Annotated in this window: 20 protein-coding genes; 13 read left to right on the top strand and 7 right to left on the bottom strand. The window is 73.8% G+C overall.

What is annotated here, in order from left to right; all coding sequences use genetic code 11:
- Positions 1-25: 25 nt before the first annotated feature.
- From CLT75_RS00675 to CLT75_RS00665, 3 genes are all read right to left on the bottom strand, one after another.
- Positions 26-1,006 carry a carbohydrate ABC transporter permease gene (locus CLT75_RS00675; protein WP_013284856.1) on the bottom strand — a complete coding sequence of 327 codons (981 nt, stop codon included), beginning with the start codon at positions 1,004-1,006 and terminating at the stop codon, positions 26-28.
- 119 nt (positions 1,007-1,125) lie between these two features.
- Positions 1,126-2,445, bottom strand: a complete 1,320-nt coding sequence (locus tag CLT75_RS00670) for an ABC transporter substrate-binding protein (RefSeq protein ID WP_013284855.1) — start codon at positions 2,443-2,445, stop codon at positions 1,126-1,128.
- Positions 2,446-2,737: 292 nt separating this feature from the next.
- Positions 2,738-3,283, bottom strand: a complete 546-nt coding sequence (locus tag CLT75_RS00665) for a plasmid pRiA4b ORF-3 family protein (RefSeq protein WP_209310249.1) — start codon at positions 3,281-3,283, stop codon at positions 2,738-2,740.
- Between the two features lie 150 nt (positions 3,284-3,433).
- Between CLT75_RS00665 and CLT75_RS00660 the strand changes: the two genes are divergently transcribed.
- The 10 genes from CLT75_RS00660 (at position 3,434) to CLT75_RS00615 (ending at position 15,238) form a co-directional block, all read left to right on the top strand.
- Positions 3,434-4,219 carry a pyrimidine reductase family protein gene (locus CLT75_RS00660; protein WP_135238996.1) on the top strand — a complete coding sequence of 262 codons (786 nt, stop codon included), beginning with the start codon at positions 3,434-3,436 and terminating at the stop codon, positions 4,217-4,219.
- Positions 4,220-4,545: 326 nt separating this feature from the next.
- On the top strand, positions 4,546-6,294 hold the full coding sequence (locus CLT75_RS00655; RefSeq protein WP_135238995.1) for an ATP-binding protein: 1,749 nt from the start codon (positions 4,546-4,548) through the stop codon (positions 6,292-6,294).
- An 11-nt stretch (positions 6,295-6,305) separates the two neighbouring features.
- Positions 6,306-7,454, top strand: a complete 1,149-nt coding sequence (locus CLT75_RS00650) for a metallophosphoesterase family protein (RefSeq protein WP_135238994.1) — start codon at positions 6,306-6,308, stop codon at positions 7,452-7,454.
- A complete protein-coding gene (locus tag CLT75_RS00645; RefSeq protein WP_135238993.1) occupies positions 7,454-9,928 on the top strand; it encodes an AAA family ATPase in 2,475 nt (824 codons plus the stop codon). Before CLT75_RS00650 ends, CLT75_RS00645 begins: the two co-directional genes overlap by 1 nt.
- Positions 9,925-10,896, top strand: coding sequence for a hypothetical protein (locus CLT75_RS00640; RefSeq protein ID WP_135238992.1), 972 nt, complete (start codon positions 9,925-9,927; stop codon positions 10,894-10,896). The genes CLT75_RS00645 and CLT75_RS00640 overlap by 4 nt, the downstream gene beginning before the upstream one ends.
- A complete protein-coding gene (locus tag CLT75_RS00635; RefSeq protein ID WP_135238991.1) occupies positions 10,896-11,753 on the top strand; it encodes a fused MFS/spermidine synthase in 858 nt (285 codons plus the stop codon). The genes CLT75_RS00640 and CLT75_RS00635 overlap by 1 nt, the downstream gene beginning before the upstream one ends.
- Positions 11,754-11,835: 82 nt before the next feature.
- On the top strand, positions 11,836-12,534 hold the full coding sequence (locus tag CLT75_RS00630; protein ID WP_135238990.1) for a sigma-70 family RNA polymerase sigma factor: 699 nt from the start codon (positions 11,836-11,838) through the stop codon (positions 12,532-12,534).
- A complete protein-coding gene (locus CLT75_RS00625) occupies positions 12,531-13,310 on the top strand; it encodes a zf-HC2 domain-containing protein (protein WP_135238989.1) in 780 nt (259 codons plus the stop codon). Before CLT75_RS00630 ends, CLT75_RS00625 begins: the two co-directional genes overlap by 4 nt.
- Before the next feature lie 205 nt (positions 13,311-13,515).
- On the top strand, positions 13,516-14,172 hold the full coding sequence (locus tag CLT75_RS00620) for a COG4315 family predicted lipoprotein (protein ID WP_135238988.1): 657 nt from the start codon (positions 13,516-13,518) through the stop codon (positions 14,170-14,172).
- Positions 14,173-14,323: 151 nt separating this feature from the next.
- On the top strand, positions 14,324-15,238 hold the full coding sequence (locus CLT75_RS00615; protein ID WP_135238987.1) for a DNA glycosylase family protein: 915 nt from the start codon (positions 14,324-14,326) through the stop codon (positions 15,236-15,238).
- A 4-nt stretch (positions 15,239-15,242) separates the two neighbouring features.
- Here CLT75_RS00615 and CLT75_RS00610 read toward each other — a convergent pair whose 3' ends face one another.
- Positions 15,243-15,764, bottom strand: a complete 522-nt coding sequence (locus CLT75_RS00610; RefSeq protein ID WP_135238986.1) for a DUF1990 domain-containing protein — start codon at positions 15,762-15,764, stop codon at positions 15,243-15,245.
- A gap of 56 nt (positions 15,765-15,820) precedes the next feature.
- On the opposite strand from CLT75_RS00610, the gene CLT75_RS00605 reads away from it, so the two are divergent.
- Entirely contained in the window at positions 15,821-16,309 is a 489-nt protein-coding gene (locus tag CLT75_RS00605; protein ID WP_135238985.1) for a GNAT family N-acetyltransferase, read from the top strand.
- Between the two features lie 60 nt (positions 16,310-16,369).
- Here CLT75_RS00605 and CLT75_RS00600 read toward each other — a convergent pair whose 3' ends face one another.
- Positions 16,370-16,792 (bottom strand): SRPBCC family protein, encoded by a 423-nt coding sequence (locus CLT75_RS00600; protein WP_135238984.1) that lies wholly within the window; start codon positions 16,790-16,792, stop codon positions 16,370-16,372.
- A 182-nt stretch (positions 16,793-16,974) separates the two neighbouring features.
- A complete protein-coding gene (locus CLT75_RS00595; protein WP_135238983.1) occupies positions 16,975-17,187 on the bottom strand; it encodes a hypothetical protein in 213 nt (70 codons plus the stop codon).
- A gap of 136 nt (positions 17,188-17,323) precedes the next feature.
- On the opposite strand from CLT75_RS00595, the gene CLT75_RS00590 reads away from it, so the two are divergent.
- Both CLT75_RS00590 and CLT75_RS00585 read left to right on the top strand, forming a co-directional pair.
- Positions 17,324-18,436 (top strand): ATP-dependent DNA ligase, encoded by a 1,113-nt coding sequence (locus CLT75_RS00590; RefSeq protein ID WP_135238982.1) that lies wholly within the window; start codon positions 17,324-17,326, stop codon positions 18,434-18,436.
- A 34-nt stretch (positions 18,437-18,470) separates the two neighbouring features.
- On the top strand, positions 18,471-20,060 hold the full coding sequence (locus CLT75_RS00585) for an alpha/beta hydrolase (RefSeq protein WP_135238981.1): 1,590 nt from the start codon (positions 18,471-18,473) through the stop codon (positions 20,058-20,060).
- A gap of 52 nt (positions 20,061-20,112) precedes the next feature.
- Here CLT75_RS00585 and CLT75_RS00580 read toward each other — a convergent pair whose 3' ends face one another.
- On the bottom strand, positions 20,113-21,390 hold the full coding sequence (locus CLT75_RS00580) for a beta-propeller fold lactonase family protein (RefSeq protein ID WP_135238980.1): 1,278 nt from the start codon (positions 21,388-21,390) through the stop codon (positions 20,113-20,115).
- Positions 21,391-21,525: the final 135 nt, after the last annotated feature.

The raw sequence follows: 21,525 nt of genomic DNA, 5'->3' as shown, positions 1-21,525 counted from the left end.
CGGCGGTGGTCGTCATCTCGTCACCTCACTTGTCGGAGCTGATGCGGCGGGCGAGCAGGTAGTTGATCGCCGACATCAACGCGATGAGCACGAAGAGCACGAGCGCGACCGCCCCGGCGTAGCCCCACCGGAAGCGCTGGTTCATCACGTCGAGCAGGTACATCGTGATGGTCTGGAACTGGCCCTCCGAACCACCGGAGAGACCGCCCGAGCCGCTGGTGAACAGCAGGGGCTCGGTGAACAGCTGGAGGCCGCCGATGGTGGAGATGATCAGCGTGAAGATGATCGTGGGGCGCAGCTGCGGGACCGTGATGGACCAGAACTGGCGCCGCCGGGAGGCGCCGTCCAGCGCCGCGGCCTCGTACATGTCCTTGCTGATCGACTGCATGGCGGCCAGGTAGATCAGCGCGTTGTAGCCGACCCAGCGCCAGTCGACCATGGTGGAGATGGCGAACCAGGAGGCGAAGCGGTTCGCCCGCCAGTCGATCGGGTCCAGGCCGACGCTGTCGAGCAGCCAGTTGACCAGGCCGAAGTCCTTGGCGTAGATCATCGAGAAGATCAGCGCGACCACAGCGGTCGAGGTGATGATCGGCATCGCGATGGCCATCCGGAAGAACGTCTGCGCGCGCAGCTTCCGGTTCAGCGCGTTGGCGAGCATCAGTGCCAGCAGCAGCTGGGGCACTGTGGAGAGCAGGAACATGCCGAACGTGTTGACCACCGCGTTCCAGAACTGCGGATCCTCGGTGATCAGTTCGACGAAGTTGTCCATCCCGACGAAGGAGATCGTCGAGTTCAGCGGCGACCGGTCGGTCAGCGCGATCCAGACCGTGTACGCGATCGGGTACACGCCGAACACGGCGAAGATCACGAAGAACGGCAGGACGTACAGGTACGGCGAGTACTTCAGGTCCAGCCGGGTCATCGAGGCGGCGCGGCGGCGTGTGTGCCGTGCGGCGCGCGGCGCGCCGGGCTCGGGCGGCGCCGCGGCGTGCAGGTCGAGGCTCATGGGGGGTCCTTCTCCTCGGCCGGCGTCACCCGCCACACGGGCGACGCCGGACTCTGCGGGCACCGCGGGTGGCGCCGGCAGCCGGGGCTGCCGACGCCACCCGCGGGCGGCTCAACCGGTCACTTACCGGCGGCCGCACCGTTCTTCAGGGCCGCCTGCCACTGCTCGTCGGCCGACTTGCCCTGCTCCACGGCGCGCAGCGTGTTCTCCACGGCGGTGCGGACCGCGTTGTTCTTCGGGCCGAGGTAGACCGGCTTCAGGTCGGTGGCGCCGGCGGCGAAGATCTTGCCGACCGGGGCCTTGCTGAAGTAGTCGTTGGTCGAGTCGGCCACGGCCGGGTCGGTGAGCGCCTGCGGGTTCGAGGGCAGGTTGCCGACCGCCTTGTACGCGCCGATCTGGCCCTTGGCGCTGGTCAGGAACTTGGCCAGCTCCGCGGCCTCCTTCTGGTGCTTGCTCGACTTCGGCACGCCGAGGAAGGAGCCGCCCCAGTTGCCACCGGCGCCCGGCGCCTTGGCGATGTCCCACTTGCCGGCCGCCGCGTCACCGGCCTGGCCCTTGATGACACCGGTCATCCAGGCGGGGCAGGCGATGGTGGCGAAGGTGCCGTTCTTGAAGCCGGCGTTCCACTCGTTGGAGAACGACTGGAGGTTGTTGGACAGCCCCGCGGCGATCATCTTGGTGGTGAGCTGGTAAGCGGCCTGCACGTCCGGGTTCTGGTCGATGACCAGCTTGTTGCTCTTGTCGTAGTAGGTGTAGCCGGTGCCCTGGCCCGCGATCTGCATCAGCACGACGTTGTAGAAGTTGGTCGCCGAGTCCACGAACTTGTGCTTCTTGTCGGCGGCGGCGAACTTCTGGCCGGTGGCGATGAACTCGTCCCAGGTCGGCCAGAGCGCGCCGACCTGCTCGCGGTCGGTGGGCAGCCCGGCGGCCTTGAACAGGTCGCTGCGGTAGCACAGCGCCATCGAGCCGACGTCGGTGCCGAGGCCCAGCACCTTGCCGTCGGGGGTGGTGCCCTGCTCCCACTTCCACGGCAGGAAGTTGCCCTTGAGGTCGTTCGCGCCGTGGTCGGCGAGGTTCACGAACTTGTCGGCCTGGGCGTAGAACTGGACGATCGTGCCCTCTTCCAGGGCCACCACGTCGCCGGCGCCCGAGCCCGCGGTGATCTGCTGCGTGAGGCGGGTGTTGTAGTCACCGAGGCCGAGGCCCTTGCCCCGCTCCTGGATCTTGACGTTCGGGTGCTCCGCTTCGTACTGCTTGTACAGCTCTTCGTAGCCGAAGCCCTGGTCGCCGAAGACGTCGACGACCAGCGTGACCGGGCCGCCGCCGCTGCCGCTGTCGCCGCTGTCCGAGTCGTCGCCGCAGGCGGCGGTGGTGCCGAGCACGACGACGGACGCGAGCGCGATGGCCGCGAACCGCCGACGACGGATTGGGACGCTCATCCGAGACCCCTCTTTCGGTGGTGAGGCGATATCTGCTGTGTGGTGGGGGGTGCGTTTCGCGCGGGCCGGAGCGGGCAGGAGGGAGATCCGCACCACTCTCGGGAGCGCTCCCATGAGGTTGCCGGGAGGTGACAGGGGTGTCAATAGACCGTTGGGAGCGTTCCCATTTCGTTACCGCGTCGGCGCGCGGCCCCTGCGCGGGGCCGCGCGGTCAGCGGTGCGGCGGTGGCGCGCGGCGGGTCGCGCGGCCGGCGGTGCAGTGGTCGCGCGGTCGGCGGCGCGAGGGCTCAGGTCAGCAGCAGCGGCGCAGCAGGACGGTGGCGCGGTCCGGGTCGAACACGGCCGGATCGAACGCCGGGCCGGCCCACTCGCGCATGGTCCGGTGCTCCGGATGCGCCGGGTCGGCGAGCGCGGCCAGCAGGACCGCGTACCCGCCCGGGCCGCCCACGTCCTCCGGCGGGCAGGCCCGCTCCCCGTCCAGGCAGAGCGGGTAGCGCTCGTCCGGGTCGGCGGCGCAGCAGTCCTCCACCACCAGGTCGTGCTCCCACCAGTCACCGAAGTCGTACGTGTAGCGGAAGCGGTCGCCCTTGCCCACGAGCGCGTCCAGCCGGACGTCCAGCTCGTCGCGCAGCGCCAGTTCGCCGTCCGGGTCGGGCTCGCCGTACTGCCGGCCGTCGACGTCGAACGAGTGCAGGTGACAGTCGCGCCAGCCCATCGCGTGCTGGATCACCCGGTGCAGCCGGTCCAGCGTGTAGCCGCCGGGCACCAGCACCCGCCGCCACACCGGCGGCCGGACGCCGGCCAGCGACACCATGAGCTGGAAGATCTGACGCGACACGACGTCCCATCCTTCCTGGGCATAGGCTGCCTGCATGATCTGCCGAGCCTGCCGGGAACGGCGGCACGACGACTGTCCTGGCCGGAAGTGGTGCGACTGCCAGCACCGTACCCCCGAACCCACCCCTCCGGTCACCGGTCCGGCCGGCGAATGACCGTCGGAACCCCGATCGAACGGATCTGGCCCGCACCCGTCACCGGTGCGCTGACCGATCCGCAGCTCACCGCGATCTACGGCCGCACGGCCCGCCCGCACCTGCGGGTCAACTTCGTCGCCAGCGCCGACGGGGCGGTCACACTGGACGGATACTCGGCCGGGCTGTCCGGCGAGCCGGACAAGCGGGTCTTCGGCCTGCTGCGGATGCTCTGCGACGGTCTCGTGGTGGCCGCCGGCACGCTGCGGCACGAGGGCTACCGAGCGGTCCGGCTGAGCCCGGAGCGCCGGGCCTGGCGGCGCGAGCACGGACTGGCCGAGTACCCGACGCTGGTGGTCGTCTCCGGCTCGCTCGACCTCGACCCGGCGCAGGCCGCCTTTGCCGACGCCCCGGTCCGGCCGATCGTGCTCACCCACGCCGACGCCGTACCGCCGCCCGGACTCACCGCCGTAGCCGACGTGGTCCGCTGCGGCACCGACCGGGTCGATCTCGCCGCCGGGCTGGCCAAGCTGCGCCGGCGCGGGCTCGACCAACTGCTCTGCGAGGGCGGCCCGCACCTGTTCGGCGCGCTCACCGCAGCCGACCTGGTCGACGAACTGTGCCTGACCGTGGCGCCGCTGCTCGCCGGCGCCGGTCCGGGCCGGATCACCGCCGGGGACACCAGCGTCCCGCGTCATCTGCCGCTGCGGCACGTGCTGGCCGCCGGCGACGGCGTGCTGATGCTGCGCTACGCCCGCGACCCCGCCGAGACCCCGCCCGCCGGTTCCGCCCCCGCCGCCTGACCATCTCGCGCCACGCGCCACGCCGCGCCGGACAGCAGCTCGGCCGCCCGACGGCATCGCTGGCGGTCGTCGGGCGGGCCGCCCGGGAGCCTGCGGCGCCGGCGCGGCAGACGGCCCCGCAGCGGCGGGCGGCGGGCTGCGGGCGGGGCGGCGGAGGGCGAACGGGGAGGAAAGGCACGCATCGTGGTCGGGCGGATTCGGGGGGCTACCGTTCGGCGCACGGGTGGCGTGGCGTCCGCCGCGTCGCGTGGCAACCTGTCGCATCCCTCGGGCAGGATGCACGACGTGCACCGCCAACGGTACGACCAGCCGACCGGAGACCGCCGATGACCGACGATCAGCTCGACGGGCCCGGCGAGGGTGTCGGCCGGGTGCTCGGCACCGCCGACGCCACCCCGCTCACCTTCTGGACCGCCGTCGCGCCGGGCAGCTACCTGCAACTCGACGACGTGGTGGTGACCCGCCGCGACCTGCCCGACCGTGAGCCGGTGACGATCGCCGGGGTGGTGACCCAGGTGCGCGCCCGGCACGAGGGCGCGCAGTTCGACTCCGACGTCTTCGCCATCGCCGACGGCACGCTGCCGGCGCAGGTGCAGGAGGCGGCCGAGGTGACCACCACGCGGGTCGACCCGGAGTTCTACGTGCCGCCCACGCCGGGCGCGGTGGTGCACCGGGCCGAGGGGGACGCGCGGGCGCGGGCGCTGCACTTCGACCGGATGGAGCGGCGGATCCCGATGGGGATGGGCCGCGACGGCGTGCCGGTCTACCTCAACGCCGACTTCCTCGACGGCACCCGGGGCGCGCACGTGTCGATCTCCGGCATCTCCGGTGTCGCCACCAAGACGAGCTTCGCCACGTTCCTGCTCTACTCGGTGTTCCGCTCCGGTGTGCTGGGCGGCGACGCGGTGAACGCCAAGGCGCTGATCTTCAACGTGAAGGGCGAGGACCTGCTCTTCCTCGACCACCCGAACAGCCGGCTCGACGACCCGACCCGGGCGTCGTACGCGAAGCTGGGCCTTGATGCCGGGGCGTTCCCGGACGTGCGGGTGTACGCCCCGCCGCGCGTCGGTGACTCCTCCGGCACGCCGGATGTGAGCAGCCGGCTCACCGGCGTGGACAGCTTCTACTGGACGCTGACCGAGTTCTGCGCCGACCGGCTCCTGCCGTACGTGTTCGCCGACGCCGACGACGAGCGCCAGCAGTACACGATGGTGGTCCACTCGGTGGCCGCGCACCTGGCCCGCTACGCCCAGCCGGCCGACGGCGGGGTGAGCATCGACGGGGTGCGGCTCGGCTCGTACGCGGATCTGGTCGACCACGTGGTCGAGCAGCTCAACGACGACGAGACGCGCGGCGAGTGGGCCGGCAGCGCGGTCGGGCTGGGCACCGTCAACGCGTTCGCCCGGCGGCTGATCGGCAGCAAGAAGGACCTGGGCCGGCTGATCCGGGGCGACCTGGCGACCCGCCGCCCGCACTCGATCAACACGGCGGAGAGCGCCCAGGTGACTGTGGTCGACCTGCACAACCTGCCGGATCGCGCGCAGCGGTTCGTGGTCGGTGTGACGCTCAAGAGCGAGTTCGAGCGCAAGGAGAAGGCCGGCACCGCCAAGCCGCTGCTGTTCGTCGTGCTCGACGAGCTGAACAAGTACGCGCCGCGGGAGGGCTCGTCGCCGATCAAGGAGGTGCTGCTCGACATCGCCGAGCGGGGCCGTTCGCTGGGTGTGATCCTGGTCGGCGCGCAGCAGACCGCGAGCGAGGTGGAACGGCGGATCGTCACCAACTCGGCGATCCGGGTGGTGGGCCGGCTCGACCCGGCCGAGGCGTCCCGCCCGGAGTACGGCTTCCTGCCGCCCGCCCAGCGGCAGCGGGCGCTGCTGGCCAAGCCGGGCACGATGTTCGTCAACCAGCCCGACATCCCGGTGCCGCTCTGCCTGGAGTTCCCGTTCCCGGCGTGGGCCACCCGGGTCTCGGAGGCGGGCCGCGCGCCCTCGGAGACGCTACGGTCGATCACGCAGGCCGCCGATCCGTTCGCGGTGGTCGGCTCCGGCTCCTCCGACGACGACATCCCGTTCTAGGCGGCACCCAGATGAAGATCCTGCACACCTCGGACTGGCACGTCGGCAAGGTCCTCAAGGGGCAGTCCCGGGCGGAGGAGCACAAGCAGGTCCTCGCCCAGGTGATCGAGATCGCCCAGCGTGAGCAGCCGGACCTGGTGATCGTCGCCGGTGACCTGTACGACACCGCCGCGCCGACCCCGGAGGCGACCCGGCTGGTCACCCGGGCGCTCACCGCGCTGCGGCGTACCGGCGCCGACGTGGTGGCGATCGGCGGCAACCACGACAACGGCGCGGCGCTGGACGCACTGCGCCCGTGGGCCGAGGCGGCCGGGATCACGCTGCGCGGCAGCGTCCGGGAGAACCCGGACGAGCACGTCGTCGACGGGGTCACCGCCGGTGGGGAGCGCTGGCGGCTCGCCGCGCTGCCGTTCCTGTCCCAGCGGTACGCGGTGCGCGCGGTCGAGATGTACACGCTCACCCCGGCCGAGGCGAACCAGACGTACGCCGACCACCTGGGCCGGGTGCTGGACCGCCTCGCCGAGGGGTTCACCGAGCCGGACCGCGTGCACCTGGTCACGGCGCACCTGACTGTGGTCGGGGCGAGCACCGGCGGCGGCGAGCGGGACGCGCACACGGTGCTCGGATACGCCGTACCGGCGACAGTCTTCCCCGGCAACGCGCACTACGTGGCGCTGGGTCACCTGCACCGCTCGCAGCGGGTCATCGGCCCGTGCCCGATCCGCTACAGCGGCAGTCCGCTCGCCGTCGACTTCGGCGAGCAGGAGAACATCTGCTCGGTGACGATCGTGGAGGTCACCGCCACCACCGCCGCCCGCATCCGCGAGGTGCCGGTGCCGGGCGCGGTGCCGCTGCGCACGGTACGCGGCACCCTCGCGCAGCTCGCCGAGATCGAGGCGCCGGAGGGCTGGCTGCGCGTCTACGTCCGGGAGCAGCCCCGGGCCGGGCTGCGCGAGGAGGTGCAGGAGCTGCTGCCCCGGGCGCTGGAGATCCGGATCGACCCGGAGCTGGTGCCCGCGCCGGGCAGCGGGACGCGGACGGCTCAGCGGGCCGGCCGGTCGCCGGGCGAGTTGTTCGGCGACTACCTGGACAGCCGCGGGCACGCCGACGAGGGTGTCCGGGAACTCTTCGACGAGCTGCTCGAGGAGGTGGAGCACTGATGCGGCCGATGCGACTGGACATGGCCGGGTTCACGGTGTTCCGCGACGAGACGACTGTCGACTTCACCGACGCGGACTTCTTCGCGCTGGTCGGGCCGACCGGTTCGGGCAAGTCGACGGTGCTCGACGCGATCTGCTTCGCGCTCTACGGCACGGTGCCGCGCTGGGGCGGCGCCCGAGGGCTGGCGAACGCGCTGGCGCCGTCGGCGACCGAGGCGCGGGTCCGGCTGGTCTTCGAGTCCGCCGGGGACCGCTACGTGGCGACCCGGGTGGTCCGCCGCGACGGCCGGGGCACGGTGAAGACGGCCAACGCCGGTCTGCAGCTCATGCCGCCGGGCTTCGACGTCACCAAGCTCGACACCGGGCTCAGCCCGGAGGATCTGGGCGAGGTGGTGGCGGGCACCCCGGCCGAGATGGAACAGGCGGTGCTGGACGCGGTGGGGCTGCCGTACGAGCAGTTCACCTCGTGCGTGGTGCTGCCGCAGGGGCAGTTCGCGGACTTCCTGCACGCCAAGCCGGCCACCCGCCAGCAGATCCTGGTGAACCTGCTCGGGCTGGGCGTCTACGAGTCGGTGCAGAAGAAGGCGGTCGAGCGGGCCGGGCAGGCCGAGGCGAAGCTGGAGACCGTCGACAAGATGCTCGGCGGGCTCGCCGACGTCGACGACGAGAGTTTGACCGCCGCCCGGGAGCGGGTGGACGCGATGCGGGAACTGGCCGCAGCGGTCGCTGCCGCCGTACCCGAATGGGAGCGGGCCCGTGCGACGGCGGGTGAGCGGGCCGCGGCGCTTGCCGCCCTCGACGCCGAACTGGGTGTGCTGGCCGGGGTGCGGCCGCCGGACGGCACCGCCGAGCTGGCGCGGGCGGTGGCGCAGGCCCGGGTCGCCGCCGACGAGGCGACGGCCGCGGTCGGGCTGGCCGAGGAGCGCGAGGAGAAGCTACGCGGGGAGCTGGCCGCCGCCGGTGACGAGAGCGCGCTGCGGCTGCACCTGAAGGCGTACGCGGACCGGGACCGGCTGACCGCGGAGGCGGCGACGGTCCGCGCGGCGGTGGACGCGGCGCGGACCGAGCACGACGCGGCGGTGGCGGCGCTGGCGGCGGCGCGGGCGGACGCGCAGCGGGCCGAGACGGAGCTGGAGTCGGCGTTCCGCGCGCACGAGGACGCGAAGGCCGCCGACCAGGCGGTGGCGCTGCGGGCGCACCTGGTCGGCGGCGCGCCGTGCCCGGTGTGCGAGCAGACGGTCACCACGGTGCCGACGGTGCCGAAGGGTTCCGCGGTGAGCCGGGCGATCGAGGCGGGCAAGGCCGCGCGGGCGGCGAGCGAGGCGGCCAAGCGGGTGGTGCAGGAACGCGACACCGCGGCCCGTGACTCCGACCGGGTGCTGCTGCGCGCCCGGACCCAGCACGACCAGCTCGGCGCGCGCCTGGCCGAGCTGGACGAGCAGCTCGCGGACGCGCCGGCGCCGGAGCGGCTGCGCGAGTCGCTGGCCGAGCACGCGCGGCTGCGGACCGCGCTGGAGGAGGCGGCCGGCGCGGTGCGGGCCGGCCGGGAGGCGGCCCGGCGGGCGCGGGGCGCACTCGACGCCGCGCAGGAGCGGCTGCGCCGGGCCTGGCGTGACTTCGACGCGGTACGCGACGGCCTGGCCCGCTTCGGACCACCGGCCGCCGACCGGGACGACGTGGCGGCGGCGTGGGCGGCGCTGGCCGGCTGGGCGGGCGAGCAGGCGCAGGCACGGCGCGCGGACCGCGACGGGCTGGCCGACTCGGTGGAGGCGGCGCAGCGGGCCGCGGCCGAGGTCGCCGACGGGATCGCCGCGTTGTTCACCGCGGCCGGGCTGGACGCACCGCAGGACGCGTCGCGCGACGTGGCGGTGGCGGTGGAGCGGGCCGAGGCGGAGTTGCGCCGGCTCGACGAGCGCCGCGAGCAGGCCGCCGAGCTGCGGGAACAACGGGCCGGGCACGAGCACGAGGCGCGGGTGGCGCGGGCGCTCGCCTCGCACCTGCGGGCCAACAACTTCGAGCGCTGGCTGCTCACCGAGGCACTCGACCTGCTGGTCGACGGCGCGTCGGGGATCCTGCGGGAGCTGTCCGGCGGGCAGTACGACCTGGTGCACGACAAGGGTGAGTTCTTCGTGGTCGACCACCACGACGCCGGGCTGCGGCGCGGGGTGCGCACGCTGTCCGGCGGGGAGACGTTCCAGGCGTCGCTGGCGCTGGCGCTGGCACTGTCCGAGCAGCTCGCCGGCATGTCCACCACCGCCGCGAGCCTGGAGTCGATCGTCCTGGACGAGGGTTTCGGCACGCTCGACGCGGCGACGCTGGACACGGTCGCGGCGACGCTGGAGAACCTGGCCGCCCGGGGCGACCGGATGGTCGGCGTGGTCACCCACGTGCCGGCGCTGGCCGAGCGCATCCCGGTCCGGTTCGAGGTCCGCAAGGACGCGCGGACGGCCCGCGTGGAACGGACCGGCCTGTGACGTCACAGTCCCCGGCGTTCTTCGTCGACGCCTGGGATCCGTCGTACGGGGCGTCGTTCGAGGCGGCGGGCGGGTCCGGGCCGGCCGCGCCGAGCAGCGCCCAGGTCGACGCCGACGTCGAACTGCCGGCCACCGACTGGCGGGCGATCGGCCCCCGCGCGGGCGTGCGGGCGCCGGACGTGGTGCTGCTGGTCGACGGGGTACGCCGGATCGACGCCAGCGTCTGGACGGCCGAGGAGGACGGCGGCTCGTTCCCCGGCATCGCCGCCTCGTACGCGGCCGGTGTGGTGCGCTGCGACCTGGACCGGGGCGCCGCCGCGATGGCCGGTGCCCGGGTGGGGCGTGGCCTGTTCACGGCGAGCCCGTCGGCGCAGGACGTGGTGGCCGGGACGGTCCGCTACCCGGTGCACCGGGTCAGCGGCACCGGTGAGCTGAGCAAGCTGCCGGCGGCGGTGCAGGCGCCGCTGACCGCGCTGGAGGTGGCCGTCTCCGACGCGGTACGCACCGACGGTGACCTGCTGGTGGTGGACGGCCCGCTGCGCAGCCGGCGCAACCTGCCGCGCACGCTCGGGTACATCAAGACGCAGCACAGCCAGTACCTGGACGCCCGGCTCACCGCTGTGGTGACCGGGCTGGCGCCGGGCGAGCGGTGCCCGGTGTTCCGGCTGGGCACGGCGTGGGGCGGCTGGTCGTGGTATCTGCGGCTGCCGGTGCGCGCCGGCGCGCCCTGGGCGGGCATCGTGCGGGTGGAGTGCTCCGCCGACCTGACCGTGCCGGAGGCGATCGCGCTGGCCGACCTGTCGCTGGTGACGCTGCCCCGGTTCGCATCCACCCCGTACAAGGACCCGCGCGCCCCGCAGAACCTGGTGCCGATCGCCGGGCTGGAACGCCGGCTGCGCGGGATGCTCGGCGACGCGCGGCTGCTGCACCGGGTGCTCACCGCCGCGGCGCGCGGGATGCGGCGCTGATGGGCCGGCGACGCGACTCCGACCGGGTGGTGGCCGACGTCGACACGGGCCGGGCCGAGCTGGTGCCGGACGCCGACCGTCCGGGCTCCTGGACGCTGCTGCTCGACGGCGCGCCGCAGTCGCATGTGGACCTGACCGACCCGTCGCACCTGGAGTTCGAGTACGTCCGGCGGCTCGCTGCCGCGCTGGACCTGGTGGCGCCGGCCGGGACGCCGCTGCGGGTGCTGCACCTGGGTGGCGGCGCGCTGACCCTGCCCCGCTACGTGCAGGCCACCCGGCCCGGTTCGACGCAGCGGGTGTCCGAGGTGGACGGCGCGCTGGTGGAGCTGGTCCGCCGCGAGCTGCCCTGGCCGTCGGATCCGCGCCTGAAGGTGCGGGTGGCCGACGCGCGGGCGACGCTGACGTCGAGCCGGGACGGCGCGTACGACGTGATCGTGGCCGACGTGTTCGCCGGCGCCCGTACCCCCGCGCACCTGACCTCGGTGGAGTACGCCGCCGAGGTGGCCCGGGTGCTCGCGCCCGGCGGCAGCTACCTGGCGAACGTGGCCGACGGCCCGCCGCTGCGCCACGCCCGCGCGCAGGTCGCGACGGTGCGGACCGTGCTGCCCCGGGCCTGCCTGGTCGGTGACGCGGCGGTGCTGCGCGGCCGGCGCTACGGCAACCTGGTGCTGGTGGCGTCCCGGGTGGAGCCGCCGGTGCCGGAGCTGACCCGGCGGGCGGCGGGCGACTGGTTCCCCGGCCGGGTGCTCGCTGGTGCCGAGCTGGACCGGTTCACCGGCGGCGCGGCGGTGGTGCACGACGCGGACGCCGTCGACTCCACTCCCCCGCCGCCGGGAATTTTTTCCGTCAAACGTTGATCCGATCCGCTGATCGCTGCGTACCACCGGGCGGCCATGCCCGTGGGGGGCCGGCTGATGTCATTGGACAGCGGAGGTCTGCATGCATGCGGTGGCGGCCGGCTGGCACGGCGAAGTGGCGCGGCCCGAGTGGATGTTCGCCCGGGCACAACCACACTCGCGCGCCTCGCGTTCGGGCCGGGGGGTCGACGCCCGGTCCGCCGATCGCCAGAATGACTCGGTGCCGCCGCGACCCGCTCCCGGACGCCACCAGGCGACCTCCGCCGAGGCCAGCCACTCCGACCAGCTGATCCGCCTGCTGTACGCCGAGCACGCCGGCCCGCTGCTGATGTTCGTCATGCGGCTGACCGGCGGGGACCGGCAGCGCGCCGAGGACATCGTGCAGGAGACGCTGCTGCGGGCCTGGCGCAACGCGCACCGGCTCGGCGTGCAGGGCCAGGGCTCGCTGCGTCCCTGGCTCGTCACCGTGGCCCGGCGGATCGCCATCGACGAGCACCGCAGCGAGCAGGCCCGCCCGCCCGAGACGTACGACCGGGATCTGACCATGTTCGCCGAGTCGGACAGCACCGACCGGGTGCTGCGCACGATGACCGTCGCGGACGCGCTGCGTACGCTGAGCCAGTCGCACCGGGAGATCCTGGTGGCGACGTACTTCCGGGGACGCACCGTGCCGGAGGCGGCCGAGGAGCTGGGGCTTCCGCTGGGTACCGCCAAGTCGCGGGTCTACTACGCGCTGCGCGCGCTGCGCACGGCTCTGCAGGAGAGGGGGGTGACCGAATGAGCCGGGCCGATCACATGGACGTCGCCGCGTACGCGCTCGGCGTGCTCGACGCGCAGGACGCGGAGCGGTTCGAGGAGCATCTGGCCACCTGCTGGGCCTGCGCTGCGGAACTGGAGACGATGGTCCCGGTGGTGGGGCTGCTCTCCGGCATCGACGGCGAGGCGATGGCCGCGCTGGAGCAGACGCACACCGATCCGGCGCTGCTGGACCGGACGCTGGTGGCGGTACGGCGGGACCGCCGTCGTACCCGGGTGCGGCAGTTGCTGGCGACAGCGGCGGCCGTGGTGGTGTTCGGCGGCGCGAGCGCGGCGGCGGCCGGGATGCTCGGCGACGATCCGGCGACGCCGCAGGCCGGGCCGACGCAGGCCGCGCCGAGCGTGGCGCCGAGCGGCGAGCCGGGCAACCCGAACGACCCGGGCGTCGGCGGGAAAGAGGACATCGAGGGCGACCAGCACAACGCGACCGACCCGGGTACCGGCGTGCAGACCACGATGTGGCTGGCCCGCAAGGAGTACGGCACGCAGATCCTGGTGCAGCTCAGCCGCCTGCCGGGGCCGCGCACGTGCCGGCTGGTGGTGGTCCGCAAGAACGCCACGAGCGAGGTGATCTCCACCTGGTCGGTGCCGGTCGGCGGCTACGGGACGAACCAGAACCAGCTTCCGCTGGAGCTGAGCGCGTCCACCTCGGCCCCGGTGCGCGACATCGACAAGCTCCAGGTGCAGTCGGTCGACGCGAACGGGGTGGCGAGTCCGCTGGTGACGGTGGACGACATCTGATCGGTGGTGCCGACGGCGCCGGGTGGCTGGGCCACCCGGCGCCGTCGTGTCGTGTCCGGGCCGACGGGCCCCCTCGTGCTGACGCACGCAGCGGGACGCCCATCGGTTCAATCCGTCCACTGTGAAATGTGCCACCGTTGCCGGTTCAACCTTGACAGTGCCGCGCCCGTACTACTCGGCGAACTGCCAAGAACGAGGAGGGCACGTGGCATACCACAAGCGGACGACCGTCATCGTCGCGAGCGCGATGGTCGCACTTACGGCCTGCGCCCCAGCGGGCTACAACGGGGCGAACTCGGGCGCGGCCGAGCCGGTCGCCGTCGCCGCGGCCGAACCCACCGCGGCGGCCGAACCGGAGGCGTCGGCGGCTCCCGAGGAGGAGCCGGTCGCGGACAAGGCGCCCCCGGCCAACGTGAAGATCACCGACGAGCTGGTCGGCAAGAAGCTGCCCCGGATGGGCCGCGTCGTCACCGACCAGGACGGCTGGGTGCTGTACCGGTTCGACAAGGACTCCGACGACCCGCCGCAGTCCAACTGCGTGGACAAGTGCGCCGAGGTCTGGCCGCCGTCGCTCACCGACGGCAACCCGAAGCTGCAGGGCGTCTCCGACGACAAGGTCGGCACCATCACCCGCCAGGACGGCACCCGGCAGCTCACCATCGGCGGCTGGCCGGTCTACCGCTACATCGGCGACAAGAAGCCGGGCCAGTGGAAGGGCCAGGGCGTCGGCGGCACCTGGTTCGTGGTCGACCCGAACGGCAAGAAGAACCTGACCTGCCTGCCGACCGGCACGCCCAAGCCGGTCGCGCCGCCCGCGGCGGGCAGCTCGGACAGCTCCGGCGGCTCGGACTACTCGTACTGACGCACCAGGACACGGTGACCGGTCGCCGCCGGGGAGGGCGCGGCCGGTCACCGTCGCGAACCCCGGGAGGCGGGCCGCACCGGCATCGGCCCGCCTCCCGGCACGCGGGCGTGCCCGGCGTCACGGCCGGGCCGCGTGGCAGAGTGGCCTGGTGACCTCGCCCGACGCCCGCCGTACGCTGCGCCCGCCGGCCGGCTACCGGCTGGCCCCGTCGGTGCGGGCGCTCACGTTCAGCCCGTACGACCCGTGCGCGCGGATCGCCGCCGGCACGTTCTGGTGGGCCACCCGCACCCCGGACGGCCCGGCCACGCTGGCGCTGCGCCCGGAGGCCGGCGAGCTGACCGCCGAGGGGTACGGCCCCGGCGCCGGCTGGGTCGTCGAGCGGGCCGACCAGATCGCCGGGCTGTGCGACGACCTGACCGGGTTCGCCGCGCTCGCCGCCACGCATCCGCTGGTGGCCCGCCTCGCGCACACGCACCACGGGCTGCGGATGCCGGCCACCGGCCAGATCTTCCCCCGGCTGCTGCGGGCCGTCTTCGAGCAGAAGGTCACCGGCAAGGAGGCGTACCGGGCGTACGCCGCCACCGTGCGGCACTTCCGCGAGCCCGCCCCCGGCCCGCTGCAACCCCTGCTGCTGCCGCCGGAGCCCGCCGCGGTGGCGGCCACGCCGTACTGGGTGTTCCACCCGTTCGGGGTCGAGCAGCGGCGCGCCGACACGCTGCGCCGCGCGGCGGCCGTCGCGGACCGGCTGGAACGCTGCGCCGACTCGGCCGAGGCCACCCGGCGGCTCACCGCGATCCCCGGCATCGGGCCGTGGACCGCCGCCGAGGTGGTGCGCATCGCGTACGGGGACCCGGACGCGGTGAGCGTCGGCGACTACCACGTGCCGAACACCGTGGCGTGGGCGCTGGCCGGGGAGCCGCGCGGCGACGACGCCCGGATGCTGGCGTTGCTGGAGCCGTTCCGGGGGCACCGCGGCCGGGTGTGCGTGCTGCTGGAGGCGGCGGGCGTCCAGGCGCCGAAGTACGGCCCGCGCGCCCCGATCCGCTCCTTCGCCCGCTACTGACCGCTCAGCGCCGCCGGCACAGCCGCCGCAGCGTCCGCCCCAGCCACCAGGCGTACGCCCGCTGGAAGCCCAGCACGACCGGCCCGCCGGCTCGCACGTACCAGTGCGCCGGGCGGCTGAACGCGGTCACCTCGAACCAGACGCCGTCGGCGCCCCGGGTCACCAGGAACGCCTCCTCACCGACCTCCGGATGCCCGGGCAGCGTGCCGTAGCCGAACCCGGCCCGGTCCGGCTCGTCCACCGTCCACACCACCTCGGTCGGGCCCCACAACCGCACCGGGCCGACGCCGAGCCCCGGCGTGACCCGTACCCCGAGGGCCGCGCGCGGCGCGTCCGCGCGCATGACGACGCCTGCGGCGCGGTGCAACCGCCAGCCCAGCACCGCGTCCGCCGCCAGCGGGAAACCGCCGTCCGGCAGCCGGACCCGGTGGCGCAGGTGGTGGTAACCGGCCGGCAGGCCGCCGTCGCGGGTCGCGCCCACCTCCGGGTACGTCAGCTCCGGCACGCCGCTCACCTCCACGCTCATGGGAACACCCCCCGCCAGCGTACGGCCGCCCGGGAGCGCTGTGGTGAGCTGAGCCGGTGACCGACGTGACCATCGCCCCCGCCGGCCCCGACGACGCCGGGGAGATCCTCACCGTGCAGCGTGCCGCGTACCTGGTGGAGGCGCAGCGCTACCGCGACGTGTTCCTGCCGCCGCTGACCGAGACGCTGGACGAGGTACGGACGGCGCTGACCGGGCCGGACGTGGTGCTCGCCGCCCGGCGCGGCACCCGCCTGGTCGGCTCGGTACGCGCCCGCCTCGACGGCGGCACCGCACACGTGGGCCGGCTCTCGGTCGCCCCCGACCAGCAGGGCCGGGGCGTCGGCGGGCGGCTGCTGGACGCCGTCGAGCACGCCTGCGCCGGCCGGGTGACCCGGTTCGCGCTGTTCACCGGCGCGGACAGCGCGGCGAACCTGTCCCTGTACGCGGGCCGCGGCTACCGGGTGGTGGCGCACCGGCCGGACGAGAACGGCAACCGCCTCGCCGTGCTGGAGAAGACCGCCCCCGGGTCTCCCGACGAAGCCTGAGCGGACGCTCCGGCCCGGGTCAGCGGGCCTCTCGGCGGCGCCTGAGACCGTCCGCCTCGGTCAGTTCCGCTCACAACGGCGCCTGAGACCGTCCGCCTCCTGCCGCAGGTAGCGGCGCATGGTGGAGCCGCCGAGCAGTCCGACCAGCCAGGCCAGCGGCCCGGTCTGCACCAGGATCAGCTCGGCCCGGGTGCGCCCGCCCTCCAGCGGGATCAGCCGGTGCTCACCCCGGGTGCGCACGCCGGGGCTCGCCGACTCCCACACGAACGAGTACGGCGGCTCGATCGCGGTGACCCGCCACACCGCCGGACGCAGGCGCGGCTGCTCCAGCCGGGCGGTCGAGCCGAGCGCCAGCGGACCGGGTTCGAGCCGGCGGGCGGCGGTGACGGACGGCGTCCACTCCGGCCAGCGTTCGACGTCGCTCTGCACCTCCCAGACCCGCTCGACGTCGGCGGCGATCTCGACGGACTCCACGAACCGCATCGGCGTTCCTCCCCCGTGGACGGTCCCCCAAGGCTATGCCCGCGCCCTCCTCCCACGCCGCCCGCCCGCCCGCTCGCCCACTCTCGTCGATCTTGGAGTTGCGGCGCCCAGGATGTCCGTTCGGCGAGATTTATGAGGTGCCACAACTCCAAGATCGGCGGTTCGCCGGGCCGGCCGGAGGGTCAGGCGGCCTCGTGGAGGTCGGCCAGGGTGACCGGGGCGTAGCGCTTCAGCAGGCGTTCCAGCTCGGTGACCGAGCCGACCTCGCCGAGGACGTTCACGCCGCCGCCGTGCTCGGGCGGGTAGCGGTGCGCCAGCCGGTAGCGGTAGTGGCCACGGATCAACTCGACGCTGACCCGCCAGCGCCCGCAGCATCCGCAACTCCACTCCGGCACGCCGCGACGGTAGCTCTGACCTGCGGTTTCACCATTCGGGCGGCGGTGACGAACGCGGCCGGTACGGGACACGCCGCCCGGCCACCGGCGGTGATCTGCGCCACCACTGTCGGCGAGGTCTGGTTGACTGGTCGCCGTGGACCTGCCAATCAACCCTCCGGTCGAGCCGATGCTCGCCAAGAGCGTGGCCGAGTTGCCCACCGATAACGGCCTGACCTACGAGCCGAAGTGGGACGGCTTCCGCTGCATCGTGTTCCGCGACGGCGACGAGGTCGAGCTGGCCAGCCGGGGCGGCAAGTCGATGACGCGCTACTTCCCCGAGGTGGTCGAGCAGGCCCGCCGGCAGCTCCCGGCCCGGTGCGCGGTCGACGGCGAGCTGATCGTGATCCGGCGGGACGGCCCGGGTGGGCAGCCGCGGCTCGACTTCGAGCTGCTGGCCCAGCGTATCCATCCGGCCGCCTCCCGGGTGAAGCTGCTGGCCGAGACCACGCCTGCCGACTTCGTCGCGTTCGACCTGCTGGCGATCGACGACGAGCTGCTCGTCGACCAGCCATACCCGCAGCGGCGGGAGCGGCTGGAGCAGGCGTTGTCCGGGGTGCGCCCGCCGGTGCACGTGACCCAGGTGACCACCGACCCGGAGACGGCCCGCCGCTGGTTCGACGTGTTCGAGGGCGCCGGGCTGGACGGGCTGATCGTCAAGCCGGCCGACCTGCCGTACGAGCCGGGCAAGCGGCTCATGTTCAAGGTCAAGCACGCCCGCACGATGGACGCGGTGGTGGCGGGTTTCCGCTGGCACAAGTCCGGTCCGGTGGTCGGCTCGCTGCTGCTCGGCCTCTACGACGACGACGGCGTGCTGCACCACATCGGTGTCAGCTCCTCGTTCACCATGGCCCGCCGCAAGGAGCTGCTCGACGAACTGGAGCCCTACCGCGACGCCGGCGGCGAGCACCCGTGGGTACACGGCGACCACGAGCGGGGTCAGCGCATCCCGGGCGGGGTGAGCCGGTGGACCGGCGGCAAGAACCTGGAGTGGGAGCCGCTGCGCCCGGCGCTGGTGGTCGAGGTGGCGTACGACGCGATGGAGGGCGACCGGCTGCGGCACACCGCCCGGTTCGTGCGCTGGCGTCCCGACCGTGATCCCCGCTCCTGCGACTACGGCCAGCTCGACCGCCCGATCCGTTACGACGTCGACGAGGTGCTGCGCGGCGATCCGGCGGCGACGGTCGGTGACACCCGCGGCCGGGCGTAGCCTGACGGTCGACACGATCATGGAGGGCGCCCGCGTGACCCGCTTCCCCGACCGGACCCGCCGGTTCCGGCCCGTCCTTGCCGCGTTCGTCGCGGCGGTGGTGCTCACCGCCGGCTGCACGCTGCCGGCGTTCGCCCCGCGCGCCGAGAGCGAGGGCGAGGCCGCCCCGCCTGGTACCGCGCCGCAGTGGCGGGCCTGCCCGGAGGTGCCCGACGAGCTGGTCGGCCGGGGCGCGGCGGACATGCGCTACGACTGCGCCCGGATCGCCGTGCCGCGCAACTGGGGCACCGGGGCCACCACCGGCGCGACCGCCGGGCCGGGCGCCGGCGAGACGTTCGAGATCGCGCTGATCCGGGCCCGCTCGACCAAGCAGCGCGACCGGATCGGCTCGCTGGTCATCAACCCGGGCGGTCCCGGGGCGTCCGGCGTCGACACCGCCGTCTACCTGTCCTTCGGCCCGGCGTTCGGCGGCCTGCCGACGGCGATCACCGACCGGTTCGACATCGTCGGGTTCGACCCGCGCGGGGTGGCCCGGTCCAGCCCGGTCAAGTGCATCTCGGACGCCGACCTGGACGCCAGCTTCGGTTACGACCCCGACCCGGAGAGCCAGTCGTCGTTCGACGGGTACGCCGGCCTCAACCGGCGCATCGGCGAGCGGTGCGGCGCGAAGTACGGCGACCAGCTTCCGCTCTACGGCACCGAGCAGGCCGCTCGGGACATGGACGCGGTCCGCGCGGCGGTCGGTGACGACAAGCTGACCTACCTCGGCTACTCGTACGGCACGCTGCTCGGCGCCACCTACGCGCAGCTCTACCCGCAGCGGGTGCGCGCCCTGGTGCTCGACGGCGCGGTCGACCCGCAGCAGAAGCTGATCGCCGGGTCGGAGAGCCAGGCGAAGGGCTTCGAGCGGGCGTTCGACAACTTCGCCGATTGGTGCGCGGCGAACGCCGGCCGCTGCCCGATCGCTCCGGACGCCCGGGGCGCGGTCACCGACGCGATCGCCAAGGCGAAGGTCTCCCCGGTCCGCGCGCAGGACGGCCGCAAGGCCACCGCCGGCTGGGTCTTCTACGCGGTGATCTCCTCGCTCTACACCGAGCAGGGCTGGCAGGAGCTGGCCCGGTCGATCGACGACCTGCAGGGCGGCGACCCGGACGGCGTGTTCAAGCTGGCCGACTCGTACGCGGGCCGCGAGCCGGACGGGCACTACTCGAACCTGTTCGACGCCAACCTGGCGGTCAACTGCGCCGACGAGACCGAGAAGCCGTCCCGCGAGCAGGTCCGCTCGTTGCAGTCGCAGTGGCGGCAGAAGTACCCGCTGTTCGGTCCCGCCCTGGCGGTGGGGATGCTGGGCTGCGTGGAGTGGCCCGGCGAGCGGGATCCGTACCCGACCGGCCGGGCGAACGGCGCCCCGCCGATCCTTGTGGTCGGCACCACCGGTGACCCGGCCACGCCGTACGAGCAGACGCCGGCGCTCGCGTCGATGCTCGGCGTGGGACGGGTGCTGACCTGGGAGGGCGAGGGGCACACCGCCTACCCGCAGACGTCGTGCGTGACGGCTGCGGTCGACGCGTACCTGATCTCGCTCACCGTCCCCCGGGAGGGGCTGCGCTGCCCCGCCCGGTGACGGTGCGGCCGGCGGCCGGCGGCCGGGGTCCGGACGCCGGCCGGGCCGCCGGTCAGCCGGCGGCCGGGGGCGTCCAGCCCTCTGCGATGTGCCCGATGCGCACCCGCTGGGGGTGGTCGCCGACCGGGACGCTCGCGACCTTCTGCCCGGTCGCGAAGTTGATCGCGGTGACCTGGTCGGCGCCGGATTCGGAGATCACGCAGTCCCGGCCGTCCCCGCTGACGGTGGCCCAGTACGGCTTGCTCGCCGGCACCAGTGGTCCCTCGCGCAGCGTGGCCCGGTCCAGCACAGTGGCGTAGTCGTCCATGGTGCCGGCGACGCAGATCCGGGTGCCGTCGGGGCTCATCGACAGGCCGTGGTGCCGGGAGTCGTTGACCCAGGTGGTGCGGTCCTCGCTGGTGGCCGGGTTCTTCGGCAGCGTGGCGACGCGGGTGACCCGGTCGGTGGCCACGTCGTACTCGACGACGCCGTTGAAGAAGGACACCTGGAAGTAGAGCCGGCTGCCGTCGGGGGTGAACACGGCGGGGCGGACCGCGTCGGAGAGGTCCCGGCGGCCGGCGGCGTCCAGCCGGTCCCGCATGTCGATCACCTTGACCACCTGGTACGTGCTGGTGTCGGCGACGGTGATCCGGCGGTCGCCCTTGGTCCAGTCGAGCCACGGCGCGTCCAGGTCGGTGTTGACCTCGCCGATGGACATGTTCCACAGCCGGGTGCCGCCGTCGGTGTAGATGTTCTCGTGCGGCTTGTCGCCGGCGCCGAAAGAGCCGAGTTGCGCGCCGGTGCGGATGTCCAGCACGTGCACCGTGTTGGAGGTGGAGGCGGAGACCGCGACGCGGGTGCCGTCGGGCGAGACGGCCATGTGGTCGGCGCGGTAGCCGGAGACCGGGAACCGCCAGCGCAGCGCACCGGTGGCCAGGTCGATCGAGACGACGTCGGCGAAGCTGGGCCGGGACACCACGAGCGCGGTGCCGTCCGGCGTGGTGTACATGTCGTCGATGAGCTGGTCGTGGCCCTCCCCCGGGCCCTGCCGGATGCCGAGGAAGAACGCCAGCTTGATCGGGTTGAGGTAGATCTCGCGCAGCCGTGCGGCGCGGTCCGGGATCACGTTGATCCGGCCGAGCCTGGCGTAGTCGCCGCGGGACCGGATCACGTCGGCGGTGCCGTCCCAGTTGTTGCCGACGAACATCACCTCCTGGAGCGCTGCCGCGGCGGCGGCCGGCGCGGGCGCGGTCACCAGCGGTGCCGGCGCGACCAGGGCGAGCGCGGCCAGCACGGCCAGGCCGGCACGGCGGCGGCGGATACGGGACGGGTGCTGTGGCACGGGTGTCATGGACGCCTCCTGGCAGCCGGTACGACATCGACGTTTCTCAGTGGCGCGAGCGGTGTTACCTTGCGGTAACAACCAGGAGAGCAACCGGCCGCCCGCCGGGGCTAGGGATCCGACGCCAACGCCCGCGCGGCCCGG

The organism is Micromonospora sp. CNZ285, from assembly GCF_004637285.1.
The sequence above is the reverse complement of the archived record's forward strand: the minus strand, read 5'-3'. Positions and strand labels throughout refer to the sequence as shown.

Excerpts from the sequence above, each read along its gene's own strand:
- CLT75_RS00675 (WP_013284856.1), bottom strand. The coding sequence starts at position 1,006 with ATGAGCCTCGACCTGCACGCCGCGGCGCCGCCCGAGCCCGGCGCGCCG.
- CLT75_RS00670 (WP_013284855.1), bottom strand. The coding sequence starts at position 2,445 with ATGAGCGTCCCAATCCGTCGTCGGCGGTTCGCGGCCATCGCGCTCGCG.
- CLT75_RS00660 (WP_135238996.1), top strand. The coding sequence starts at position 3,434 with ATGACCGTCGGAACCCCGATCGAACGGATCTGGCCCGCACCCGTCACC.
- CLT75_RS00655 (WP_135238995.1), top strand. The coding sequence starts at position 4,546 with ATGACCGACGATCAGCTCGACGGGCCCGGCGAGGGTGTCGGCCGGGTG.
- CLT75_RS00650 (WP_135238994.1), top strand. The coding sequence starts at position 6,306 with ATGAAGATCCTGCACACCTCGGACTGGCACGTCGGCAAGGTCCTCAAG.
- CLT75_RS00645 (WP_135238993.1), top strand. The coding sequence starts at position 7,454 with ATGCGGCCGATGCGACTGGACATGGCCGGGTTCACGGTGTTCCGCGAC.
- CLT75_RS00635 (WP_135238991.1), top strand. The coding sequence starts at position 10,896 with ATGGGCCGGCGACGCGACTCCGACCGGGTGGTGGCCGACGTCGACACG.
- CLT75_RS00630 (WP_135238990.1), top strand. The coding sequence starts at position 11,836 with ATGCATGCGGTGGCGGCCGGCTGGCACGGCGAAGTGGCGCGGCCCGAG.
- CLT75_RS00625 (WP_135238989.1), top strand. The coding sequence starts at position 12,531 with ATGAGCCGGGCCGATCACATGGACGTCGCCGCGTACGCGCTCGGCGTG.
- CLT75_RS00610 (WP_135238986.1), bottom strand. The coding sequence starts at position 15,764 with ATGAGCGTGGAGGTGAGCGGCGTGCCGGAGCTGACGTACCCGGAGGTG.
- CLT75_RS00600 (WP_135238984.1), bottom strand. The coding sequence starts at position 16,792 with ATGCGGTTCGTGGAGTCCGTCGAGATCGCCGCCGACGTCGAGCGGGTC.
- CLT75_RS00580 (WP_135238980.1), bottom strand. The coding sequence starts at position 21,390 with ATGACACCCGTGCCACAGCACCCGTCCCGTATCCGCCGCCGCCGTGCC.